The organism is Nocardia sp. Tas62D01, from assembly GCF_055232035.1.
The window spans coordinates 5,364,952-5,384,012 of sequence record NZ_JBUYUZ010000001.1; the positions used below are offsets into that span (position 1 = coordinate 5,364,952).

The 19,061-nt window shown below is 65.4% G+C and carries 17 protein-coding genes, 1 tRNA gene and 1 pseudogene; 12 read left to right on the forward strand and 7 right to left on the reverse strand.

Translation table 11 applies throughout. The features are described from left to right. Nucleotides 1-15 precede the first annotated feature (15 nt). A complete protein-coding gene (locus ACV7NQ_RS25370) occupies nt 16-690 on the reverse strand; it encodes a TetR/AcrR family transcriptional regulator (protein ID WP_463361929.1) in 675 nt (224 codons plus the stop codon). A 117-nt stretch (nt 691-807) separates the two neighbouring features. On the opposite strand from ACV7NQ_RS25370, the gene ACV7NQ_RS25375 reads away from it, so the two are divergent. Continuing rightward, nucleotides 808-2,307: an MFS transporter gene (locus tag ACV7NQ_RS25375; RefSeq protein ID WP_463361930.1), complete on the forward strand. Its 1,500-nt coding sequence runs from the start codon at nt 808-810 to the stop codon at nt 2,305-2,307. Nucleotides 2,308-2,415: 108 nt separating this feature from the next. Here ACV7NQ_RS25375 and ACV7NQ_RS25380 read toward each other — a convergent pair whose 3' ends face one another. Further along, the gene (locus tag ACV7NQ_RS25380; protein WP_463361931.1) at nt 2,416-2,580 is read right to left on the reverse strand and encodes a hypothetical protein; all 165 of its coding nucleotides are present in this window, start codon (nt 2,578-2,580) and stop codon (nt 2,416-2,418) included. A gap of 380 nt (nt 2,581-2,960) precedes the next feature. On the opposite strand from ACV7NQ_RS25380, the gene crcB (ACV7NQ_RS25385) reads away from it, so the two are divergent. The 7 genes from crcB (ACV7NQ_RS25385) (at nt 2,961) to ACV7NQ_RS25415 (ending at nt 8,399) form a co-directional block, all read left to right on the forward strand. Further along, a complete protein-coding gene (gene crcB, locus ACV7NQ_RS25385; protein WP_463361932.1) occupies nt 2,961-3,347 on the forward strand; it encodes a fluoride efflux transporter CrcB in 387 nt (128 codons plus the stop codon). A gap of 42 nt (nt 3,348-3,389) precedes the next feature. Beyond that, entirely contained in the window at nt 3,390-3,764 is a 375-nt protein-coding gene (locus ACV7NQ_RS25390) for a DUF190 domain-containing protein (protein ID WP_463361933.1), read from the forward strand. After that, nucleotides 3,761-4,123: a fluoride efflux transporter CrcB gene (gene crcB, locus ACV7NQ_RS25395; RefSeq protein ID WP_463361934.1), complete on the forward strand. Its 363-nt coding sequence runs from the start codon at nt 3,761-3,763 to the stop codon at nt 4,121-4,123. The genes ACV7NQ_RS25390 and crcB (ACV7NQ_RS25395) overlap by 4 nt, the downstream gene beginning before the upstream one ends. A 47-nt stretch (nt 4,124-4,170) precedes the next feature. Beyond that, a complete protein-coding gene (gene pgm, locus ACV7NQ_RS25400) occupies nt 4,171-5,811 on the forward strand; it encodes a phosphoglucomutase (alpha-D-glucose-1,6-bisphosphate-dependent) (protein WP_463361935.1) in 1,641 nt (546 codons plus the stop codon). Beyond that, nucleotides 5,804-7,159, forward strand: coding sequence for an MFS transporter (locus ACV7NQ_RS25405; protein ID WP_463361936.1), 1,356 nt, complete (start codon nt 5,804-5,806; stop codon nt 7,157-7,159). Before pgm ends, ACV7NQ_RS25405 begins: the two co-directional genes overlap by 8 nt. 85 nt (nt 7,160-7,244) lie before the next feature. Further along, nucleotides 7,245-7,982, forward strand: coding sequence for a DsbA family protein (locus ACV7NQ_RS25410; RefSeq protein WP_463361937.1), 738 nt, complete (start codon nt 7,245-7,247; stop codon nt 7,980-7,982). Nucleotides 7,983-8,009: 27 nt separating this feature from the next. Then, nucleotides 8,010-8,399 (forward strand): MmcQ/YjbR family DNA-binding protein, encoded by a 390-nt coding sequence (locus tag ACV7NQ_RS25415; RefSeq protein WP_463361938.1) that lies wholly within the window; start codon nt 8,010-8,012, stop codon nt 8,397-8,399. 13 nt (nt 8,400-8,412) lie between these two features. Here the strand turns inward: ACV7NQ_RS25415 and ACV7NQ_RS25420 are convergent, their stop codons facing one another. Next, a complete protein-coding gene (locus ACV7NQ_RS25420) occupies nt 8,413-10,344 on the reverse strand; it encodes an MFS transporter (protein WP_463361939.1) in 1,932 nt (643 codons plus the stop codon). Nucleotides 10,345-10,603: 259 nt separating this feature from the next. Between ACV7NQ_RS25420 and ACV7NQ_RS25425 the strand changes: the two genes are divergently transcribed. Continuing rightward, nucleotides 10,604-10,771, forward strand: a complete 168-nt coding sequence (locus ACV7NQ_RS25425; protein ID WP_463361940.1) for a hypothetical protein — start codon at nt 10,604-10,606, stop codon at nt 10,769-10,771. Here ACV7NQ_RS25425 and ACV7NQ_RS25430 read toward each other — a convergent pair. Beyond that, entirely contained in the window at nt 10,768-11,976 is a 1,209-nt protein-coding gene (locus tag ACV7NQ_RS25430; RefSeq protein ID WP_463358437.1) for an ISAs1 family transposase, read from the reverse strand. The genes ACV7NQ_RS25425 and ACV7NQ_RS25430 overlap by 4 nt on opposite strands. A gap of 114 nt (nt 11,977-12,090) precedes the next feature. Here ACV7NQ_RS25430 and ACV7NQ_RS25435 point away from each other — a divergent pair, with 114 nt between their 5' ends. Further along, nucleotides 12,091-12,378, forward strand: coding sequence for a hypothetical protein (locus tag ACV7NQ_RS25435; protein WP_463361941.1), 288 nt, complete (start codon nt 12,091-12,093; stop codon nt 12,376-12,378). Between the two features lie 10 nt (nt 12,379-12,388). On the opposite strand, the gene ACV7NQ_RS25440 is transcribed toward ACV7NQ_RS25435, so the two are convergent. Further along, nucleotides 12,389-13,903 (reverse strand): HNH endonuclease signature motif containing protein, encoded by a 1,515-nt coding sequence (locus ACV7NQ_RS25440; protein WP_463361942.1) that lies wholly within the window; start codon nt 13,901-13,903, stop codon nt 12,389-12,391. A gap of 122 nt (nt 13,904-14,025) precedes the next feature. Here ACV7NQ_RS25440 and ACV7NQ_RS25445 point away from each other — a divergent pair. Continuing rightward, nucleotides 14,026-14,098, forward strand: a tRNA-Ala gene (locus tag ACV7NQ_RS25445). Nucleotides 14,099-14,195: 97 nt separating this feature from the next. Here ACV7NQ_RS25445 and ACV7NQ_RS25450 read toward each other — a convergent pair. After that, nucleotides 14,196-14,897 carry a site-specific integrase gene (locus tag ACV7NQ_RS25450; RefSeq protein WP_463361943.1) on the reverse strand — a complete coding sequence of 234 codons (702 nt, stop codon included), beginning with the start codon at nt 14,895-14,897 and terminating at the stop codon, nt 14,196-14,198. Nucleotides 14,898-14,951: 54 nt separating this feature from the next. On the opposite strand from ACV7NQ_RS25450, the pseudogene ACV7NQ_RS25455 reads away from it, so the two are divergent. Further along, nucleotides 14,952-16,173, forward strand: a pseudogene (locus ACV7NQ_RS25455) (IS3 family transposase). A gap of 137 nt (nt 16,174-16,310) precedes the next feature. Here the strand turns inward: ACV7NQ_RS25455 and ACV7NQ_RS25460 are convergent. Beyond that, entirely contained in the window at nt 16,311-19,010 is a 2,700-nt protein-coding gene (locus ACV7NQ_RS25460) for a recombinase family protein (RefSeq protein ID WP_463361944.1), read from the reverse strand. Nucleotides 19,011-19,061 lie beyond the last annotated feature (51 nt).

Genomic DNA, 19,061 nt, shown 5'->3' on the forward strand with positions numbered 1-19,061 from the left:
TGTCCGTGTTTTGCGTTACCTCTTGCGGCCGGAGCAGACGTGCGTCTTGGCCCGCTCGACCTCTTCTTCGGTCAGTGCGGGCACGGTGAGCGGCTGGCGGGGCGCGGTATCGGAGCGCACGCCATTGAGCGCGATCGCCATGTACCGCTGCCATACGTCCGGGTTGACCGGCCGGGAGAATACGGCGAGCGCTTCGACCATGTGGATCAGGGCGAAGAAGTCCGAGGCCTCCACTTCGGGGGCCAGGGTGCCCGCGTCGCGAGCGCGGTCGATGATGGCCGCCACCGTCGGCCTGAGCCGATCGCGGATCGCGGCGAAGCGCTCCATATCGTTCTCGAGCTCGAGCATCACTTCGCTGAAGCCGCGGTTGGCGGCTAGGTGCGTGCAGGCGTACTCGAAGAACCGGACAAGCCCCTGCCAGGGATCGGGATGCCGGTGGGCGGCGTCCGCGGCGTCGCCGAACTCGGTCATGTTTTGCTCGAAGACCTCGGCGATCAGCTCTTTCTTATTGGAAAAGCGTCGATACACGGTGCCGACGCCGACACCGGCGCGTTCAGCAACGTCATCGAGGGTGATTTCGAGTCCGTACTGGGCGAAGAGCTCGCGCGCTGCCGCGACGATGCGCTGCTGATTACGCGCTGCGTCGGCCCGTAAGCGTCGAGGTGGAGAGAGGGCCGTGGCGTGATTCACACCCGCATCCTATCAAGTATCGGGATTAAGTGGAGGCAATACCTCCGTTAGCATGGTAGCTTTCTTCGTAAGCGGAGGCGGGAACTCCGCATCAAGGCTTGAGACAAAGGGGAAAGCATGACTACCACGTTCGACCGTGGGGCACCCGCCCCCGACAAAACGGATAACGGGAGGCGTGGCTCGCACGCCCTGCGCTGGTGGGTGCTCGCCGTCCTCGGCGTCGCACAGCTCATGGTCGTGCTCGACGCGACCGTCGTGAACATCGCGCTGCCCGCCGCACAGCAGGATCTCGGCTTCAGTGACGGCGAGCGGCAATGGGTGGTCACCGGTTATGCGCTGGCCTTCGGCAGCTTGCTGTTGCTCGGCGGACGACTCAGCGACCTGTTCGGTCGCCGCAATACCTTCATAATCGGCCTGATCGGGTTCGCGGGCGCCTCCGCCGTCGGTGGCGCGGCCAACAGCTTCGAAATGCTGGTCGCTGCTCGCGTCGGGCAGGGCATCTTCGGCGCACTGCTGGCCCCGGCCGCGCTGTCGCTGCTCACCGTTACCTTCATCGAACCGTCCGAGCGGGCCAAGGCCTTCGGCATCTTCGGTGCGGTCGCCGGTACTGGTGGCGCCATCGGCCTGCTGCTTGGCGGCATGCTCACGGAGTGGGCGTCGTGGCGCTGGGTGATGTTCGTGAATCTCGGCTTCGCCGCGGTCGCACTGGTCGGTGCGGTGCTGTTGCTGGCCAAGCACACGGTCGCCGAACGACCCAAGCTCGACATCCCGGGCACCCTCGTGGTGACCGCCGCACTGTTCGGCATCGTCTACGGCTTCTCGCACGCCGAGTCGACCAGCTGGACCAACCCGGCCACCCTGGCCTTCCTCTTCGGCGGTGCGGCACTGCTCGCGGTGTTCGTGTGGCTGGAGACCCGGGTCGCGCACCCGCTGCTGCCGCTGCGGATCGTGCTGGACCGCACCCGAGGCGCATCGTTCCTGACGGTGTTCGTAATGGGCATCGGGATGTTCGCGATCTTCCTGTTTCTCACCTACTACATGCAGCTGAGCATGGGGTACTCGCCGATCAAGACCGGCCTGGCCTTCCTGCCGATGGTGGCGGCCATGGTTGCCTCCTCCACCACGGTGCCGTCGCTGCTGCTGCCGAAGATCGGTCCCAAGATTGCGGTGGCCGGTGGGTTCCTGGTTGCCGCGGCCGGTATGGCGTGGCTGACCCAGATCAATCTGGAGAGCGGATACGCCACGCACATCCTGCCCGCACTGATCCTGCTCGGCCTCGGCCTCGGTGGCGCGATGTCGACCGCCTTCCAGGGCGCGACCGCGGGGGTGCACCACGAGGATGCCGGTGTGGCCTCGGCGATGATCAACACCAGCCAGCAGGTCGGTGGTTCGATCGGCACGGCGTTGCTGAGCACCATTGCCGCTACGGCCGCCACGGACTACCTGTCCACCCGCAAGCCGGACCCGTTGACCGTTGCCCAGGCCGCGGTCGAGAGCTACACGACCAGCTTCTGGTGGGCCACAGCGATTTTCGTGGCCGGTGCCGCGCTGATCGCGGTGCTGATGCCGAACACGGTGCCCGCACCCGCCGAGGGTGAGCCGGTGCTCGCGCACTGAGCGTTCCGTCCCAAAAACACAGCGCCCGCGTCACAGAACACAGCGCCCGCGTCACAGAACACAGCGCCCGCGTCACTTCGACGCGGGCGCTGTGTTTTTCGCTGAGCCTCAGCAGTTACTCGGTGCGGGAATACCGGCGATGCGGTCGGCCAAGTCATTGAACGCGCGGGGTGTGCCCTGGAAGATCTCGGCGCCGGGGATCGGCTCGAACAACACCGGAGTGCCGGAGTGGCAATACCTTCCAGCCACCTCCTGCGCCAGCGACGGCGACACCTGGTCGGCGGCGCCATGCCACTGGTAGTGCGACGGCGAGCTTGCCGATATTCATTGGGACACCGCGTCTGCCGAACAGTTGCTGCGGCCCGGGTCGGTGCGGTTGCGCCGTCTCCCGATGCGGGTAGGGTACTGCTCGTCGTGCCGCCATCATCGCTCCCGACCTGAGTCTGCGAGTGGTAGGTGGAACTTCGGCGCAACCTTCCCGGCATTCGTTGTGCGAGCTCGCATCTCAATGAACGACGCTGTTCGTAATTCGTGCCGCCGTCCCAGACATACAGACCGCACGGTACAGCCGATAGCATTGCACCGATGACATTCGGCTCGGCAGGAGGTCAGCACATGGGTCAGCGGGCCCGCACCCCTGCGTCGAGCCGTTGGTGTTGCTGGTGATCTCCGTCGGTGGCGGCATCGGCGCGCTGCTGCGCTACGGCATCGGCGTATGGTGGCCGCCGCAGCCGCGTCACGTCCCCTGGTCGACGCTCGTGATCAACGTCGTGGGATGCTTTGCGATCGGAATTTTGATGGTTCTGATTACCGAAGTATGGGTAGCCCACAGACTGCTCCGCCCATTCCTCGGCATCGGCTTGCTCGGCGGCTTCACCACTTTTTCCACCTACAGCCTCGAGGTTCGTAGACTGCTCGGATCAGGTGCCACGGTCGAGGCAGTCGGCTATTCGGGGGGAACGGTGATAGCGACGCTCGTTGCGGTGGTGCTCGGAATGGGCTTGGCGCGATGGGCAACTCGAACGACACGGCGGACATGACGGCGCAGCGGACACGACGGCACGACGGAAGGGGGTCAGGCGATGAGTGAGGCACCGGCGGGCGCGAGTCCGGCGGCGGGCCAGTGGAAGCCTGCGGCGCGACTGACGGTCGTGCTCGACGAGGACGACAAGTGGCGCCACGGCCCCCTCTATCACGAGATCGTGCGCCGGGCCCGCGAGGCGGGACTGGCCGGGGCGAGTGTGTGGCGCGGAGTCGAGGGCTACGGCGCCTCCTCGCGCATCCACACCAGTCGGATCCTCGATCTGGCCGAACACCTACCCGTGCTGGTGATGGTCATCGATGAGGCCGCGCGACTGCGGCGCTTCGTCGAGCAGAATTCCGAGGTGCTCGCACCGGTGAACGTCGCACTGTCGGAGGTCGAGATCTGGCAGCCGGGCCCGGGGACGGGCCGATGAACATCGTTCTCGTCCTCGTCGGCGCGATGGTCGGTGCACCCGCTCGATACCTCGTAGACCGTGCTGTCGCAGCACGTTTCGAATCTCTGCTGCCGTTGGGCACGTTGACCGTTAACATTGTCGGTTCGGCGTTGCTCGGTGGTCTGGTCGGCGCGGGTGCGAACAGCTGGCTGCTCACCGCTGCCGGAATCGGTTTCTGCGGTGCGCTAACCACGTTCAGCACTTTCGGCTACGAGACCATCAGGCTGGTTGCCGACGGCGCCTACGCCTACGCCGTTGGCAACGTCGTGATCAGCGTCGTTGCTTGCTTGGTCGCGGTGTACGCCGCGGCGTCCGCGACACGGTGGTTGTGGACATGATTCTGATGACGAGCCGGGCGCAGCCGATCCGGAAGGGAGACCCGAGCATGGCCCACGATCGAGCCGGGCGTCCCGCGCGACCCACCGACCTCGAGGACATCGCGCAGCTGGTGACGGCCTACTACAGCCGTATCCCGGATCCGCAGGAGCCCGGGCAGCAGGTGGTCTTCGGAACCTCGGGGCATCGCGGTTCCAGCATGGACACCGCGTTCAACGAGGCGCACATCCTCGCCATCACGCAGGCGATCATCGAGTATCGCGCCACCCGCGGCATCACCGGTCCGGTGTATCTGGCCAGGGACACGCACGCGCTGTCGGAGCCCGCGTGGACCACCGCGCTGGAGGTGCTCGCCGCCAACGACGTGACCGCGATCATCGATGCCCGCGACCGGTACACGCCGACCCCCGCACTGAGTCATGCAGTGCTGCGCCACAACCGCGGCGGCACCCGCCACCAGGCCGACGGCATCGTGGTGACCCCCTCGCACAATCCGCCGCGCGACGGTGGCTTCAAATACAACCCGCCACACGGCGGCCCGGCCGACACCGTCGCCACCGACGCCATCGCCGGCCGCGCCAACGAACTGCTGCGCAGCGGGCTGGCCGGCATCCGGCGCACCACACTGCGGCACGCGCTGGAGACCAGCGTCGAACGCTACGATTACCTCGACCACTACATCGCCGACCTGCCAAATGTGTTGAACCTGGACGCGATTCGCGGCGCGGGCATCCGGCTCGGCGCCGACCCGATGGGCGGAGCCAGCGTCGACTACTGGGAAGAGATCGGGCAGCGCTACGACCTGGAGCTCGAGGTCGTCAACCCCTTCGTCGACCCGACCTGGCGGTTCATGACCCTCGACAGTGACGGCAAGATCCGGATGGATCCGTCCTCGCGCTACGCGATGGCCTCGCTGATCGCGATCAAGGACGACTACGACATCTCCACCGGCAATGACGCCGACGCCGACCGGCACGGCATTGTCACCCCCGACGGTGGCTTGATGAACCCGAACCACTTCCTCGCGGTGGCCATCGAGTATCTGGTCGCGAACCGGATGGGCTGGGATGCGCTGACAAAGATCGGCAAGACGGTCGTGACCTCATCGATGATCGACCGGGTGGTCAGCGTGCTCGGCCGCGACGTGCACGAGGTACCGGTCGGGTTCAAATGGTTCGTGCCCGGATTGTTCAGCGGGAGCCTGGCGTTCGGCGGGGAGGAGAGCGCGGGCGCGTCCTTCCTGCGGATGGACGGCACCGTGTGGACCACAGACAAAGACGGTCTGCTGCTGGCGCTGCTCGCCGCGGAGATCGCGGCGGTCACCGGCCAGAGTCCGTCGGCCCGCTACGTCGAACTCGAGCGCCGCTATGGCAGCCCCGCCTACGCGCGTATCGATGCGGCCGCCACCACGGAACAGAAAGAGCGGCTGGCGAAGTTGACACCGGACATGATCAAGACCGAGGAGATCGGCGGCGAGCCCATCACGGCGGTGCTCACTCGGGCCAGGGGCAACGGTGCACCGCTCGGCGGGCTGAAGGTCACCACCGAGAACGCATGGTTCGCCGCGCGCCCGTCCGGCACCGAGGACAAGTACAAGATTTACGCGGAGTCGTTCCACGGCGCCGAGCACCTGGCGCAGGTGCAGGCCGCCGCGGAAGAGATGGTCGGGCAGGCGCTGTCGGGTGAGTAGTAGATCGAAGGCTCTGTCGGTAGAGATCTGGGTGCTGGTCGGGGCCGCGTTCGTCATTGCCATCGGATTCGGTTTGGTGGCACCGGTATTGCCGCAGTACGCCCGCAGCTTCGGGGTCGGTGTCGCGGCGGCGTCGGCGATCATCAGCGCGTTCGCCCTGATGCGGTTGCTGTTCGCCCCGATGAGCGGCCGGTTGGTGCAGCGACTGGGGGAGCGCTCGGTGTATCTGAGCGGGTTGCTGATCGTCGCGGTGTCGACCGGTGCCAGCGCGCTGGCCCAGAGTTATTGGCAGCTGCTGGTTTTGCGATCGGTCGGCGGTATCGGGTCGACCATGTTCACGGTGTCCTCGCTGGCGCTGGTGATCCGGCTGTCGCCGCCCGCCGAACGCGGCCGCGTTTCCGGGCTGTGGTCGACGAGCTTCCTGATCGGCTCGATCAGTGGGCCGCTGGTCGGTGGGGCATTGGCCGGACTCGGATTACGCGCGCCGTTCGTGATCTATATGGTCGCATTGCTCGCGGCCACCGCGGCGGTCTATCTGAGCCTGCGCAATTCGCATCTGGCCGCGCCAGAGCCGACCGGCGCCCTACAGGTGATGACCTTCCGGGAAGCCTTGGCGCGCCGTGAGTATCGGGCGGTGCTCTGGTCGAACTTCGCCAATGGCGCCGCGGTATTCGGTGTCCGGATGGCTTTGGTGCCGCTGCTCGTGGTCGAGGTGCTGCATCAGCCGCCGGGCATGGCCGGGGTCGCGCTGACGGTGTTCGCGGCCGGAAACGTTGCGGTGCTGTTCGTTTCGGGCAGGCTCTCGGACCGTTGGGGGCGCAGGCCATTCCTGATCGCGGGATCGCTGGTGTGCGCGGTCGGCACCATCGGGCTCGGCTTCGCTCCGAACCTGCTATTGCTGATGGTGAGTTCCGTTGTGGCGGGCCTCGGCTCGGGCATGCTGACCCCCAACCAGCAGGCCGCGCTGGCCGACATCATCGGCCCGAAGGCGCGCGGCGGACCGGTCCTTGCCGGTTTCCAGATGGCCGCCGATCTCGGCACCGTCATCGGCCCCGTCGCGATCGGCGCACTGGCACAACATGTCTCCTACGGTGTCGCGCTCTCCGTCACCGGCGGGCTGCTCGCGGTCGCCGCTGTGGTCTGGACGGTGGTGCCGGAGCCGTTGCAGCGCCGCGCTCCGGCGACCGACGTCGAGCGTGGCATGGACCAGGTGAGCGGCGTGCCCTGCGACGACGCCGAGTATCAACTCGCGCATCGCGCGGCGGAGGGATGCGCGGAGAATTCCCTGGATTGCCTGTCCGATGCGACGCCGGGCGATCCCGGGCGCACCAGAGTCCAGTCCGGCTGAGCCAGCAGTTGCCGCCGCGCCGAGCACCCGCCGCGCCGAGCACCCGGCGCGGATCGGGGCTGCCCGTTGCGGCAGAGTGTTCGGCGTGAGCGAATCGCGTTCGAACTACACCCCGCGGCCGATGTCGAGCAAGACCACCTACGCCCTCGGCGGCGTAGCACTCGCGCTCGTTGTGTTGATCGTGATTATCGCGATGCGCTGGGGTCACAACGAACCCGCGGTGCGCAATGACGGATACGGCGCGGTGCGCAACCCGGCCGTGGTCGCGGTGCTGCAGCCCGACGGTGGGATCGTGGTCGGTCGCCCCGACGCGCTGAAGACGATCGACCTGTACGAAGACCCCATGTGCCCTGGCTGCGGTTCGATGGAGCGCATCTACGGTCAGGAAATCGCGCAGCAGCAGGACGAGGGCAAGCTCGCGGTGCGCTATCACCTGGTGAACTTCCTGGATTCCACATCGCGCAGCAAGGACTACTCGACGCGTGGTGTCGCAGCGAACGAGTGTGTCGCCGAAGCGGGTTCGGGCCCGGTGTACTCGAAGTTCCACGAGTTGGTGTTCACCACCAGACAGCCGAAGGAAGGTGGCGCGGACCTCAGCAATGCCGACCTGGCTGCCGTGGCCAAAGGAGCAGGCGCCTCCGATCAGGTCGTGCAGTGCGTCGCCTCCGGTGCGAAGGTCGATGCCGCGCGGGCGAGCGCTCAGGCCGCTCTCGGCGAGCTCAAAGATTTGCTCAATGGTCGCGTGGCCACCCCCACGGCGTTCGACGGCAAGACCCAGCTCGATGTCAACAACCAGACGTGGGTCCTCGACCTCACGCGGTGATCTCCCGGATCGGCTAGCGTCGTAGGTGTGGCGACCCTGGATGATGCCGCTGAGCGCGCTCTACAACTACCCGAAGTCATCGAAGGCGTGCGATACGCCAACCGGACGTGGTCGGTCGCAAGCAGGGCCTTCGTGTGGGAACGCCCGCTCAGCGAAGGCGACATCAAGCGATTCGGCGACATCGCGCCGCCCGAAGGACCGATCATCGCGGTGCGGCTGGCCGACCTCAACGACAAAGAAGCCGTCCTCGCCGAGAACCGCCCCGGCCTGTTCACCATCCCGCACTTCGACGGCTACGCCGCGATCCTCATCGAACTGAACGCCACCACCCCCGAGGTGCTGCGCGATCTGATCCTCGACGGCTGGTTGGCCTGTGCCCCAGCCCGTCTCGCTGACGGCTACCTCGACGGCCAGTGATGGTCGGATTCGGTTACTCCACCAGGGCGGCGAGCTCGCGCTCGACCAGTTTGTCGTGCTCTGCGGCTTCGGCGGCCGCCTTCTTCGGGCTCCAGTGTCCTGCCATCAGGAATACGAACGGCAGGAAGGCGACCTGGGCGAGCAGGCAGATCCACCACCAGTGCTTCCATTGCTTGGGTGAATCGGCTTGCGCCTGCTGCACTTCCTTGGCGTGTTCGGCCAGGTAAGCCTGGTCGTCGGCGGGAATTGTGCCGATAGCCTGCAGCTTCGAAGACGCTTGCGCCAGTTGCGGACCCACCTTCGAGGCAACGGCGAGGTCGGCGGGCGGAATCTGCTGGACGGCGGTCAGGCGGGCGATCGCCTGGTCCGGCGGGATCCCAAACTTCTTGGCAACCTGACCTACAGCGGCGAGCCCGGCATTCGCATCACCCGGGTTGGCGGCAAGCGCGGCCAGGGTGGCGGGCTCGATGGCCTGTAGGGTCGCGACCTCCTGCGGATACTTCATATCGAGTCCGACGGTGGTCTGGATTTCGGAGGGGGTGGCGCCGGTCAGCTTCGTCAGCGCCGCCAGCTGTGCGGCCTGGTCGTTGGGGTTGGCTTTCAGTGCCGCAAGGGTTTCCGGTCCGACCTGCTGGATGGTCGCCAGTTGTGGGCCGTACGCATGCACGATGTCCTGGAGCCTGGGCCCGTAGTTGACCAGCGGGCCTGTCGCGTTCACGACCAGCAGCAGACCGAAAAGCACCAGGGTGACGACACCGCGCAGCATGCCGCCCCAGACCGCGAGGCCGACAGCGGTCGCGGCCGGATTGCGAGCCTCGACCGTCTCGGTGAAGCTCGCCATCCACGTCGAATAGGCGATGCCGCTGCCGACCGCGATGACCACGAACAACGCGGCGAATGTGTAATAACTGGTGTCGGGCTTGTCGGTGTAGCCGATGAACACGAACATGCCGACGATGCTGATCAGCGCGCCGACGATCATGAACGGCTTGCGCACCTTCAGGTAGTCCGACAGGATGCCTGCCCCAACGAGTGCCACTGCGCTCGCGGTCCAGTACCAGTTGCCGAGCGCGTTGGCCTTGGCCGGGCTGAACCCGAAGTTCGTTGTCATATAGACCGCGAGGAACGAGACGATTGTGTAGAAGAATGCCAGGAACAAGCTGATGCCAAGCGCCGAGCCGACGATGTTGAGGCGCAACATCTGTCGCCATTGCCCCTGCTCCAGCTCGGCCACGTCCAGGCCACGCGCACGCGCCTCGATCAACGCCCGATCGCGCAGCGACACCATGATCTGGTCGCGCAGTGCGGGACTCAACTCACGTAATCCGACCACCGTCACCACCGCGATGACGATGCTGATCACGCCACACAACCGATAGTGGTACTGCCAGTCGGGATGGGCATCCAGTGTCCGCGTGGAGATTACGGTGGTGATCAGCGCGCCGATGACCGGACCCAGCGTCCAGAAACCCATCGCCGAAGCGCGACCGAGCTGCGGGGAGAAGTCGCGAATCAATGCGGGCGTGGCCACCAGCACCGCACCCTCGACAATGCTCACCAGGCAGTAGACGCCGAGGTATGCCTCTTTCGTCGTCGTCGCGGGCACCGCGAACAGGGTCAGCAGCGAGCAGATCACTACCCCGTAGGCGATGATATTCGCCCGACCCCACCGGTCGAGCAGACCGGCAATTACCGAGGCCGCCGCACCGAAAGCGGCGCCGGCAATGAATATCCCGACAAAATATGCGAAGGACAGATGGAAGTAGGCGATCAATTGATTGCCTACCGCTCCGGTGACGAACAATTGGTAGTAGAGCGCGACCGAGGTGATGACCACGACGGCCAGGTACCAGGAGCGGGCGGGAGTATCGGGATAGTGCGGTAGCTTGCGCTGCCACAGCCCCGTGACGAGGGTCGGCGGAACTGCGGTGGTGGTCGAACTCATGGTCTAGATGCCTTTCTGGCCACAGCATCTCGCAGAAGGCTGAACCTTCTGCGGTTCAGGACGAGTAGCCGGGTGGGACCAGGTTAGCGACCACTAGTGATATACATCACTGTTCTGGCAAACAATTGCTTGGTTGTTACTTGCCGCTGTTCGTGATGTGATCGGCGGCCGGCCGCGACTCTGCAAGCCCTATTCCCAAGGCGCACACAGTGAATCGCACTATTGCGGCCGCTGGTGGGCCGGGCTAGCGTCGGTCGACGTGTCAGAAACTTACGAACCGGACCTGCGCGATCAATACGACTCGGCTATGTGGACTCTGCTCGACGACGTATGGGAGACCTGGGGGCAAGTCGACGAAGTAGCCGCCGCACCGTCGTACAAGTCGCAGATATGGGGGTGGGCCCAGGGCTCCGGCGTTGTCGCCTAACTAGCCTGCGACCAAGGGTTTTGGGTGTTCGTCAGCAGGTGGAGGCCTCTGTTCGGTGAGAAGGCTGTCGTCCGGCAGGCCTCGGCGATGTTGGCGGCACCATCGATGCGGTGAAGGCTTATCGCCGTGTTTCGGAGCGTCGCGGCGACTTGCGGAGCGGTGCCGGTCCGCAGGGTGCTGCGGTCTTCGTCGTAGGTCACATCACGGACCCAGTGGATCGCATTCTCAATTCCCCAATGGTTTCGCAACCATTCGGCTAACTGTCGGGGTTTGGCTTGCTCGAAGGTGACACTGCAGATGGCGTATACGGTCTCGACCGTCAGTTTCCCGGTGGTGACCTGGACGCGTTCGCGGGTGATCTGCATGATCTGGCGGGCGTAGGGAAACCCGATCCCGCGCGGCACGCTCAGCACCTTCATGGTGCGGGTCTCGATCCTGCCGTGCGATGGCTTGGCGTCGGCGTCACGGTGGGCGATGGGGACCTCGGCCCACGGCTGGGCGATAATGCGAGCCAACAGCTTGGGCTGATTCGCCTTCACCGTCATCAAATAGTGCGACTTGAGCTGCCCGCAGATCAGTTTCGCCGTGGCGACCTGCGTGTGCATCGCATCGATCGTGGCGATGAGCCCGGTCCGGTTCATTGCCTTCAGAAGCTTTCGCACCGTGGGGATTTCGTTGGACTTCGCGGCGACTGCCAGCTGGCCGAGGACCAATCGCGCGTGGTGGGCGAAGATCGACACCAGGTGCGGTGCGCGGCCCCCGCCCAGGCGCGCCCCGCGCACGGTTTTGCCATCCAGGGCCACCGCCATCAGTCCGCCGGAGTCCGCGGCAGCGGCCACGGCGGCGAAATAGTCACCCAACCGGCGATCCAGATCCGCGGCGTCGAGTCTGGCGATGAGGGTTCGCAACGTCTTCTCGCTCGGGCGACGCACTCGGATGCCCAGTTCTGCCAACACTTCCGGTGGCGCGGTACGCACCCAGGTGGCGAACCCGGCCACCGACTGCATCCCCGCCGCCGTGGCCAGGATCATGATCGCCAGCAACCCCACCAACGGGTACCGGATTCCACGGGGATCACGCGGGTCGGGAACCGTCTTCAGCACCTCCAGCAAACACGGTGCGACCGTGTGGGTTTCCGGTTCGACGCGCCGTCGATCCAACACCTCCACAACGGGCTCGACAAGGGATACTGAACAGACGGACACGGGCGACTCCGGGGAAGATTCTGGCCTAAGGAACCTTCATCCTCCTCGAGCCACCCGTGTCCGCCTCGCATCCGAAACGGCGTGTCGCACAGCTAATTACCGCAGCTCACCGGCTTGCAGACCGACAACGCCGGAGCCCTGGGGGTGGGCCAGATCGCCGCGCTCGCCTCCAAACATCGCCGCCGTTTCACCGAACAGCTCGAGCACTACGGCACCCTATCGACCATCGTCTCCGGCATCGACCTGCCCCCCGAAATCAGCGCCACCTACGCCGACGACAACGGCGACCTTGACCTTCCTGCTGGACCGCGATCTGCGCCACGGTGTGTTGTGCAGACTGTACTGATCGCCCTTGCCGAGACCTGCGGTACTGGTGTGCCGATGCGGTCACTGTCCGGCTAGGCATTAGTGCTCAGCGGCCGCGGGTTTGGGCGGGTTCGGTTCTGTCGTCGGGGATTTCGTCTTCGGGCGGAATGCGGCGGAGTTGACCGTGGATGACGACGTAGCCGTTGAGCGGGTAGGCGAGGTCTTCGGCGGTGGGGCGGTCGGGGAGTGGGGTGGGCGCATGGATCGGTGGGGTTTCGGCCGGTTCGGATCGGTGGGTGCCGGTGTAGGGGGCGGCGGGGGCGTGGATGTCGGTGTGCGGGAAGAGGTATCGGGCTCCTTCGCGGACCGCGGTGTAGATGTCGCCGGTGGGGGCGGTCCACTGGAGGCGGTCGAGGTCTGCGCGCCATGTCCGCCAGGGGAGTCTTTCGTTGTCCGCCAACGTTTTCAAGCGGTGATGGCGGGTGCAGAGGACTGCCAGGCCCGTGCGCGTGGCCGCTCCGCTGCGGGCGGGTCGGTCGTGGTCGAGGGGACGGTTGTGGTCGAGTTCGGATTCGGCGGCGGGCATCACGCAGCCGGGGAATCGACACAGTCCGTCCGTCGCACGGACTTCCCGTTTCAGCCGGGGTGAGGATCGCCACCGCGCCGCCTCGTCGGCTGCTGCCGGGTCGTCGGCGTCCGATTGTTCCGGAATCACTTGGAAGCGAGCGTGTTCGGCCAGGATGCGGGCCAGCGCCGCGTCGATCGGTCCGTATCCGGCCAGGAACGCGGGCGCCTCCTGCATCCCGAGCAGGGTGTCGGCGGAGATTCCGATCTGGATCAGCGGCCGACGCGGCTGCTCGATCGGCACACCGTATTTCGGGCAGCGCTCACCGCGTCCACAGTGGCACCGCAACCGACCCGACCCGTCGGCCAGTGCCACCAGGGCGTCGGCGCGGCGCTGCGGCATGGTCCGCGGATCGGACGCGCACACCTGCATGCTCATCTCCCGCAGCCGCATCGCGACCGTCTGCGCGCCCGGCGCGGGCAGCAACCCATCGAAGACGGCCATGCTGTCCTGAACAGCGCGCAACCGAACATCGCGTTCCTCCTGCCGCAGTTCCCGCCGATTCTGCGTACCACCCGGATCCAGCCTGGCCGCCCACCGCCGCGCCGCCTGCCGCAGCCGCATCGGATTGGTGCGCCCGGCTGCCGCGAGCAACCTCGGCTCCAGATCTTCCAAGACCTCCCTGGCCACGGCCCGGGTGTTGTCGACGATCACCCGCACCTTCGCCAGGTCGATCCGCCCCGCCGCGAACTCCGTCCGCGTCTGCGGCAGCGAAACCTCCAGTGCCAGCCCGATATCGATCAGCGCGCCCGTAGTCGCCTCGTCGACCTGCAACGCCACCGCCGCCTCGGTCGCCGCGAACTCCCAGCCCCGCACCCCACCCGGCCCGGTAGCCGCGGTATCCGCGCGCCGCCTCCGGTACAACTCCCGCGCGGCGAACACCTCCGTCGCCTGCGCGGCCGCAGCCGCACCATGTGCCGTCCGAAGGGCGTCGATAAGCCCCTCGTCACTAATGGCACTGAAGTCCACCGATGAGAGATCGTCGCGTTCGAACATGTGTTCGAGTCTACGTCCACCACCCCCCCGCCGCCAGCCCCGAACAGGGCGATTTGGTTGCCGACACACCGGTGGTGTAACTTCGTTCAGGCGGTCAGGGAAACCTGACAGCAGCAACATCAGGGGCTATGGCGCAGCTGGTAGCGCACCACACTGGCAGTGTGGGGGTCAGGGGTTCGAGTCCCCTTAGCTCCACTTCATTTACACAGGTCAGACCCGGTATTTGTGTCCGGGTCTTTCTTGTGTTCCAGGGTCATCTTGCCAAGTTCTTGCCAACGGGTGGGAGAACTGCTTAACGGACCGTCCTAAACGGTGTTTTCGGTGTCTCCGAACATCGCCGAGGCGGCTGCGGACAGACCCTCGTCGTAGACCCGGTTGTAGACGCCCGTGTCATCCGCACGTCGTGCCCGTGCCAGGCGGCGACGGTGGAGGCTGGGATGCCTGCGTGGAGCATGACGGATACCGAGGTGTGGCGCAGGTTCCGTAGGGTGATCCGGGGGAGTTTGGCTGCAATGCGGATGCGGTGGAACCATCCGGTGTAGGTCCGGGGCAGGACGGCCTTGCCGGTCTCGTCCGAGCACACATGTGTGGTTTCGTCCCATGACTGGCCGAGGGCGAGCCGTTCCCGTTTCTGGCGAGTTTTCAACTCCCGCAACGCCGCCGCGACGTCGTCGGGCATCGGCAGGGTCCGGCGTGAGCGCTCGGTCTTGGGTTCGTCCACCGCGTGGTCCTTGCCTTCCACTTCCACGTGGCTTTGCTCGACGCTGAGCGTGCCGCGTGTCAGGTCGATGTCGGTCCAGCGCAGCCCGCATACCTCCGAGCGGCGCAGCCCGTAGCAGGACATGAGGTAGACGGCGTGCAAGCGGTGTGCGCTGGCCTTGGCGGCGAAGGTCTGCACCTGTTCCTTGGTCCACACGTCTGAGGCGGTGATCTTGGTGGGCCGCTGCCGGGGTGCCTGGACGTATTCGGCCGGATCACGTGCGATCTGGATCACCCCGGGTTTGGTGGAGACCGTTAGATCTGGAGAGGATCAACGGTTGTGGTTGCGATGAGGAAGTACCCGCTCGAGCTGCGGGAACGTGCGGTGGCGATGGTTCGGGATCTGGAGCGGTCGGGCCGGGAGCGTGGGGCGATTGCGCAGGTGGCGCGTGATCTGGGGGTGCACAAGGAGGCGTTGCGGGCGTGGGTGCGGGCCGACGGGCAGGGGCAGCGGCCTTCGGGTGAACGGGTCGAGGGCTCACCGGCGGAGAAGGACACGCGGATCAAGGAATTGGAGCAGCGAGTCCGCGAGCTCGAACGCGCGAATTCGATCCTGAAGGCGGCGTCGGCTTTTTTCGCCAGGGAAATGGACCCTCCACCGCCGAAATGGTGACGTTCGTCGACACGCACCGCGGTGAGTTCGATGTCGACCCGATCTGCGCGACGCTGGATTTCGCGTCGTCGACCTATTACGCGGCGAAGAAGCGGGAGCAGAACCCGTCCGCACGTGCGGTGCCGGACGAGCAGATTCTGGCCGAGATCCATCGGGTCCGGAATGACAAGCGGTGTAAGGATTACGGAGCGAGGAAGGTGTGGAAGGAATTACGGCGCCGCGGTGTCGAGGTCGCGCGCTGCACGGTCGAGCGGTTGATGCGCGAGCACGGCCTCAAAGGACTTGTGGCCCTGCGGCGCCGGCCTCGCACCACCCTGCCCGGTAGTGAGCATGAACGCCCGAAGGACTTGGTGGACAGGGACTTCCGCGCTCGGTTCCGAACCAGTTGTGGGTCGCGGATATCACGTATGTCGAGGTGGCCGGCGGCCGGTTCGTGTACACCGCGTTCGTCACCGACGTCTTCTCCCGCGCGATCGTCGGCTGGCAGGTGTCGGACTCGTTGAAGGCCGAACTCGCCCTCGACGCATTGGAAATGGCGCTGTGGGCACGACGGGAAAAGCTCAGCAAAGCGCTGGTCCATCACGGCGATCGAGGCGTACAGTACATTTCGATCCGCTATTCGCAGCGGCTCACCGAAGCGGGAATTGCCCAATCGGTCGGGGCCACAGGCGATTCCTACGACAATGCCCTCGCGGAATCGGTGAACGCGCTCTACAAGAAAGAGGTTATCAACCAACGGGATTCATGGTCAGCTCTCGCGGAAGTTGTTCGAGAGACAGCGGATTGGGTATACTGGTACAATAACGAGCGGCTGCATTCCTGGTGTGATTATCGTCCACCGCTGGAGTTCGAGCAGGTCTTCTGGCAAGACTTGCAGCAGCCCCCGGCAGCAGCATGAGACAGGTAGTCAGGTCTCCAGCAAATCCGGGGCGGTCCACTGTGTCTGGTGGCCGCCATAATGGACGCTGATCCGGTCCGCGTCGCTGGCGGGGACTCAGAGCCGAATGAAGGCCACTCCCCGATGGGGAGTGGCCTTCATTCGGATTCAGCGGTCCGTTCGGAGGTCAGCCGAACGAGCCGGTGGGCGGCAGCAGTTGCGGAGCCGGAGCCGGGGGCGTGTCCGGTCCCCGGTTGCCGTGGTCGTCGCGGGGGCCGCCCTGGTCGCGCTGGTCCCCGGGTCCCCCCTGGTCGGGCCGATGCTGGTCGCCCTGGCCGGGGATGTTCAAGTCGATCACGGTGGCAGTCGGGTTGCTGTTGTCGGTGGCGGCGAACGCGGGAACCGCGACGGTCGACAACGGGACGACAGCCAGGGCGCCCGCGATGGCGACGCGAGTCACCAGCCGACGGGTACGAGTTGTTTTCGCAGTAGACAGCAACGGCATCTCTTTCTCTCGGAGTGTGTACCGCGCTGTAGCGGCTCACAGGTCTATCGAACAGCCCGTTGCTGGGAGCGGAATGCGATCCGGCTGGCAATCGACTGGGACCGGAGACCGGCCGGCGCGGCGGGCGTGATCCTGCCGCTGCTCGCGTGCCGCCGCGTTCGGCGGGGACCCCGGGATCGCTGGGATCGATCCCGAGACGAGTACCGCCCGGCACCGAAGTGTGAGCAGGGGTACCGGGAACACTACTTCGTCGGGGAGTTGACCCTCGCCGACGCGGACGAGATTGTCGCGATGCTCCATGAGCTGTCCCCACAATTGGTCGACGGGTTCCTGCCGGTCTGGATCCGGAACCTGGCCTACCGACTGGCCGTGCTTCAACGGCCCGATGACCCAGCGCTGATCCGGGATTCGGCACAGAACTCAAGTTGGCGGAATGCGGGTTTTGTGTGGTGGTAGGGGTTTTGGGGTCGGCTGCTTGGTTGGTGAGGTGGTTGATGTGGTCGAGGGTTGGTGCGGTGATGTTGATGGTGAAGTGTGCGTGGTGGGTTTGGTGGTTGTAGGTGGTGGTGAAGGCGTAGGCGTCGAGGAGTTGTCGTAGGAGTGGTGTGGGGAGTTCGGTGAGGTCGAGTTGTGTTTGGGGGAGTTGGTTGATGAGGTCGAGTGCTGGTTGGGGTTGTGGTGGTTGGGTTTTGGTGAGTTCGGTGAGGTCGGCCACCTTGGTGTGGTGTTGGATTTCGAGGTCGCGGAGTTGTTGTCGGATGTCTTCGATGACGTGTCGGTCGGTGTCGTAGTCGAAGATGCCGAGGTTGCGGATGAGTCGTGTCCGGGTGTTGTCGATGCGGGTGAGGGTTCGTTGGGTGGTGTCGATTTGGGTTTGGTGTTCTTCGGCTTGTGCGGTGTCGGTGGTCTGGAGTGAGGTCAGGAGTAGTTCGCGTCGGTGGGGTCCGAGGACGTGGGTGTTGAAGAATTCGGTGATGGCGGCGAGGATTTCGGGTTCGGGGAGGTAGATCCCGGTGGGGTGTCCGGGGGGTCGTGAGGCTTTGGTGCGGGGTTGGCAGAAGTAGTAGGTGCGGGCGCCGCCGTCGGCTTTGCCGCACATGCGGTGTTTGCAGTGGACACAGGTGATGTAGGAGCGCAGCCGGGGGTAGACGTGTTTGGTTTGGCGGTGGGGGTTGGGGTCGCCGGGTGTTCGGTCGCTGCGGGAGCGTTCGCGGCCGGGTGCGATGTGTTGGGCGGCGTGGAATTGGTCGATGGTGATGATGGGGGGGTGTGCGGGTTGGGGTGACCAGATCCATTGGTTGGCGGGTTTGGTTTTGCTTTTGTGGAGTGTGGTTTTGTTGCGGGTGCGGTTGTAGACCTGGTAGCCGGTGTATTTGGGGTTGTGCAGGATGTGGGAGATGGTGCTGGTGGACCAGGGTCCGCCGTTAGGCGATGGGTAGCGGTCCATGTCTTGGTTGAGTCGGTCGCAGATGCGGGTGTAGCCGAGTCGTTCGGTGATGCGCCAGGTGTAGATCTGGCGGATGGTGGGTGCGGTGTCCTCATCGATCATGAGGATGGTTTTGTGGAGTCCTCGGGATCGTTTGGCGGGTACTGGGTGTGGGATGTGGTGGGGTTGGTAGCCGTGGGGGATTTTGCCGATGTTGTAGCCGGCTTTGATGTGTTGTTCGGTGCCGCCGCGGGATTGTTCGAGGAGGTTGCGGACGTACCAGTCGGCGATGGCGCGGTTCATGCCGCGTACGAGGGTGGTGGTGGCGGCGGGGTCGCCGGTGGTGATGTCGATGGGTTCGTTGGCGCACCAGAGTTGGATGTCGCACTGTTTGAGCCGGTGTTCGAATTCGATGGATGCTCGGGTGTCGCGGGCGGTGCGTGAGATTTGTTCGGCGATAACGACATCGAAGGCGGGCTGTGCGGCGGCCGCGGCGGTGAGGAGGTCGGTGATGCCGCCGTCGCGGGGGACGGGGACGTTGAACTTTTCGTGGCTGGTGCCGTGTCCGCGTTGGTCGAGGTCGAGGCGCCCGGTTTCGATGTCCCAGTAGTAGGCGACGATCACCACTTGGACGGGGAGTGCGGTGAGTGTGGTTTGGCAGGTGGTGACTTGGCGGGGGATGGAGAGGGTGGGGTCTTGGTTGTCGTCGGTGGAGGTCCTGCCGACGAAGGCGGCGCGGATGATGGGTGCGATCTGGTTTGGGTTGGTGGGGGTGAGTCGGGCGATCAGGTCTTCGATCGTCACCGTGGACTGTGGGTCACCGATCAGTTCCCGCTCACCGGCGGCGGGGTTGTCGTCCTGTGGGGGCTGGGTGTCGGGTCGGGCGGTATCGCGGTGGGGTTGGATGGGGTTTGTTGGGTCGACCATTGCAGTGCCTCCCGGATGGCTTCGGCTCCAGGATCGTCTGACTACTTCGGA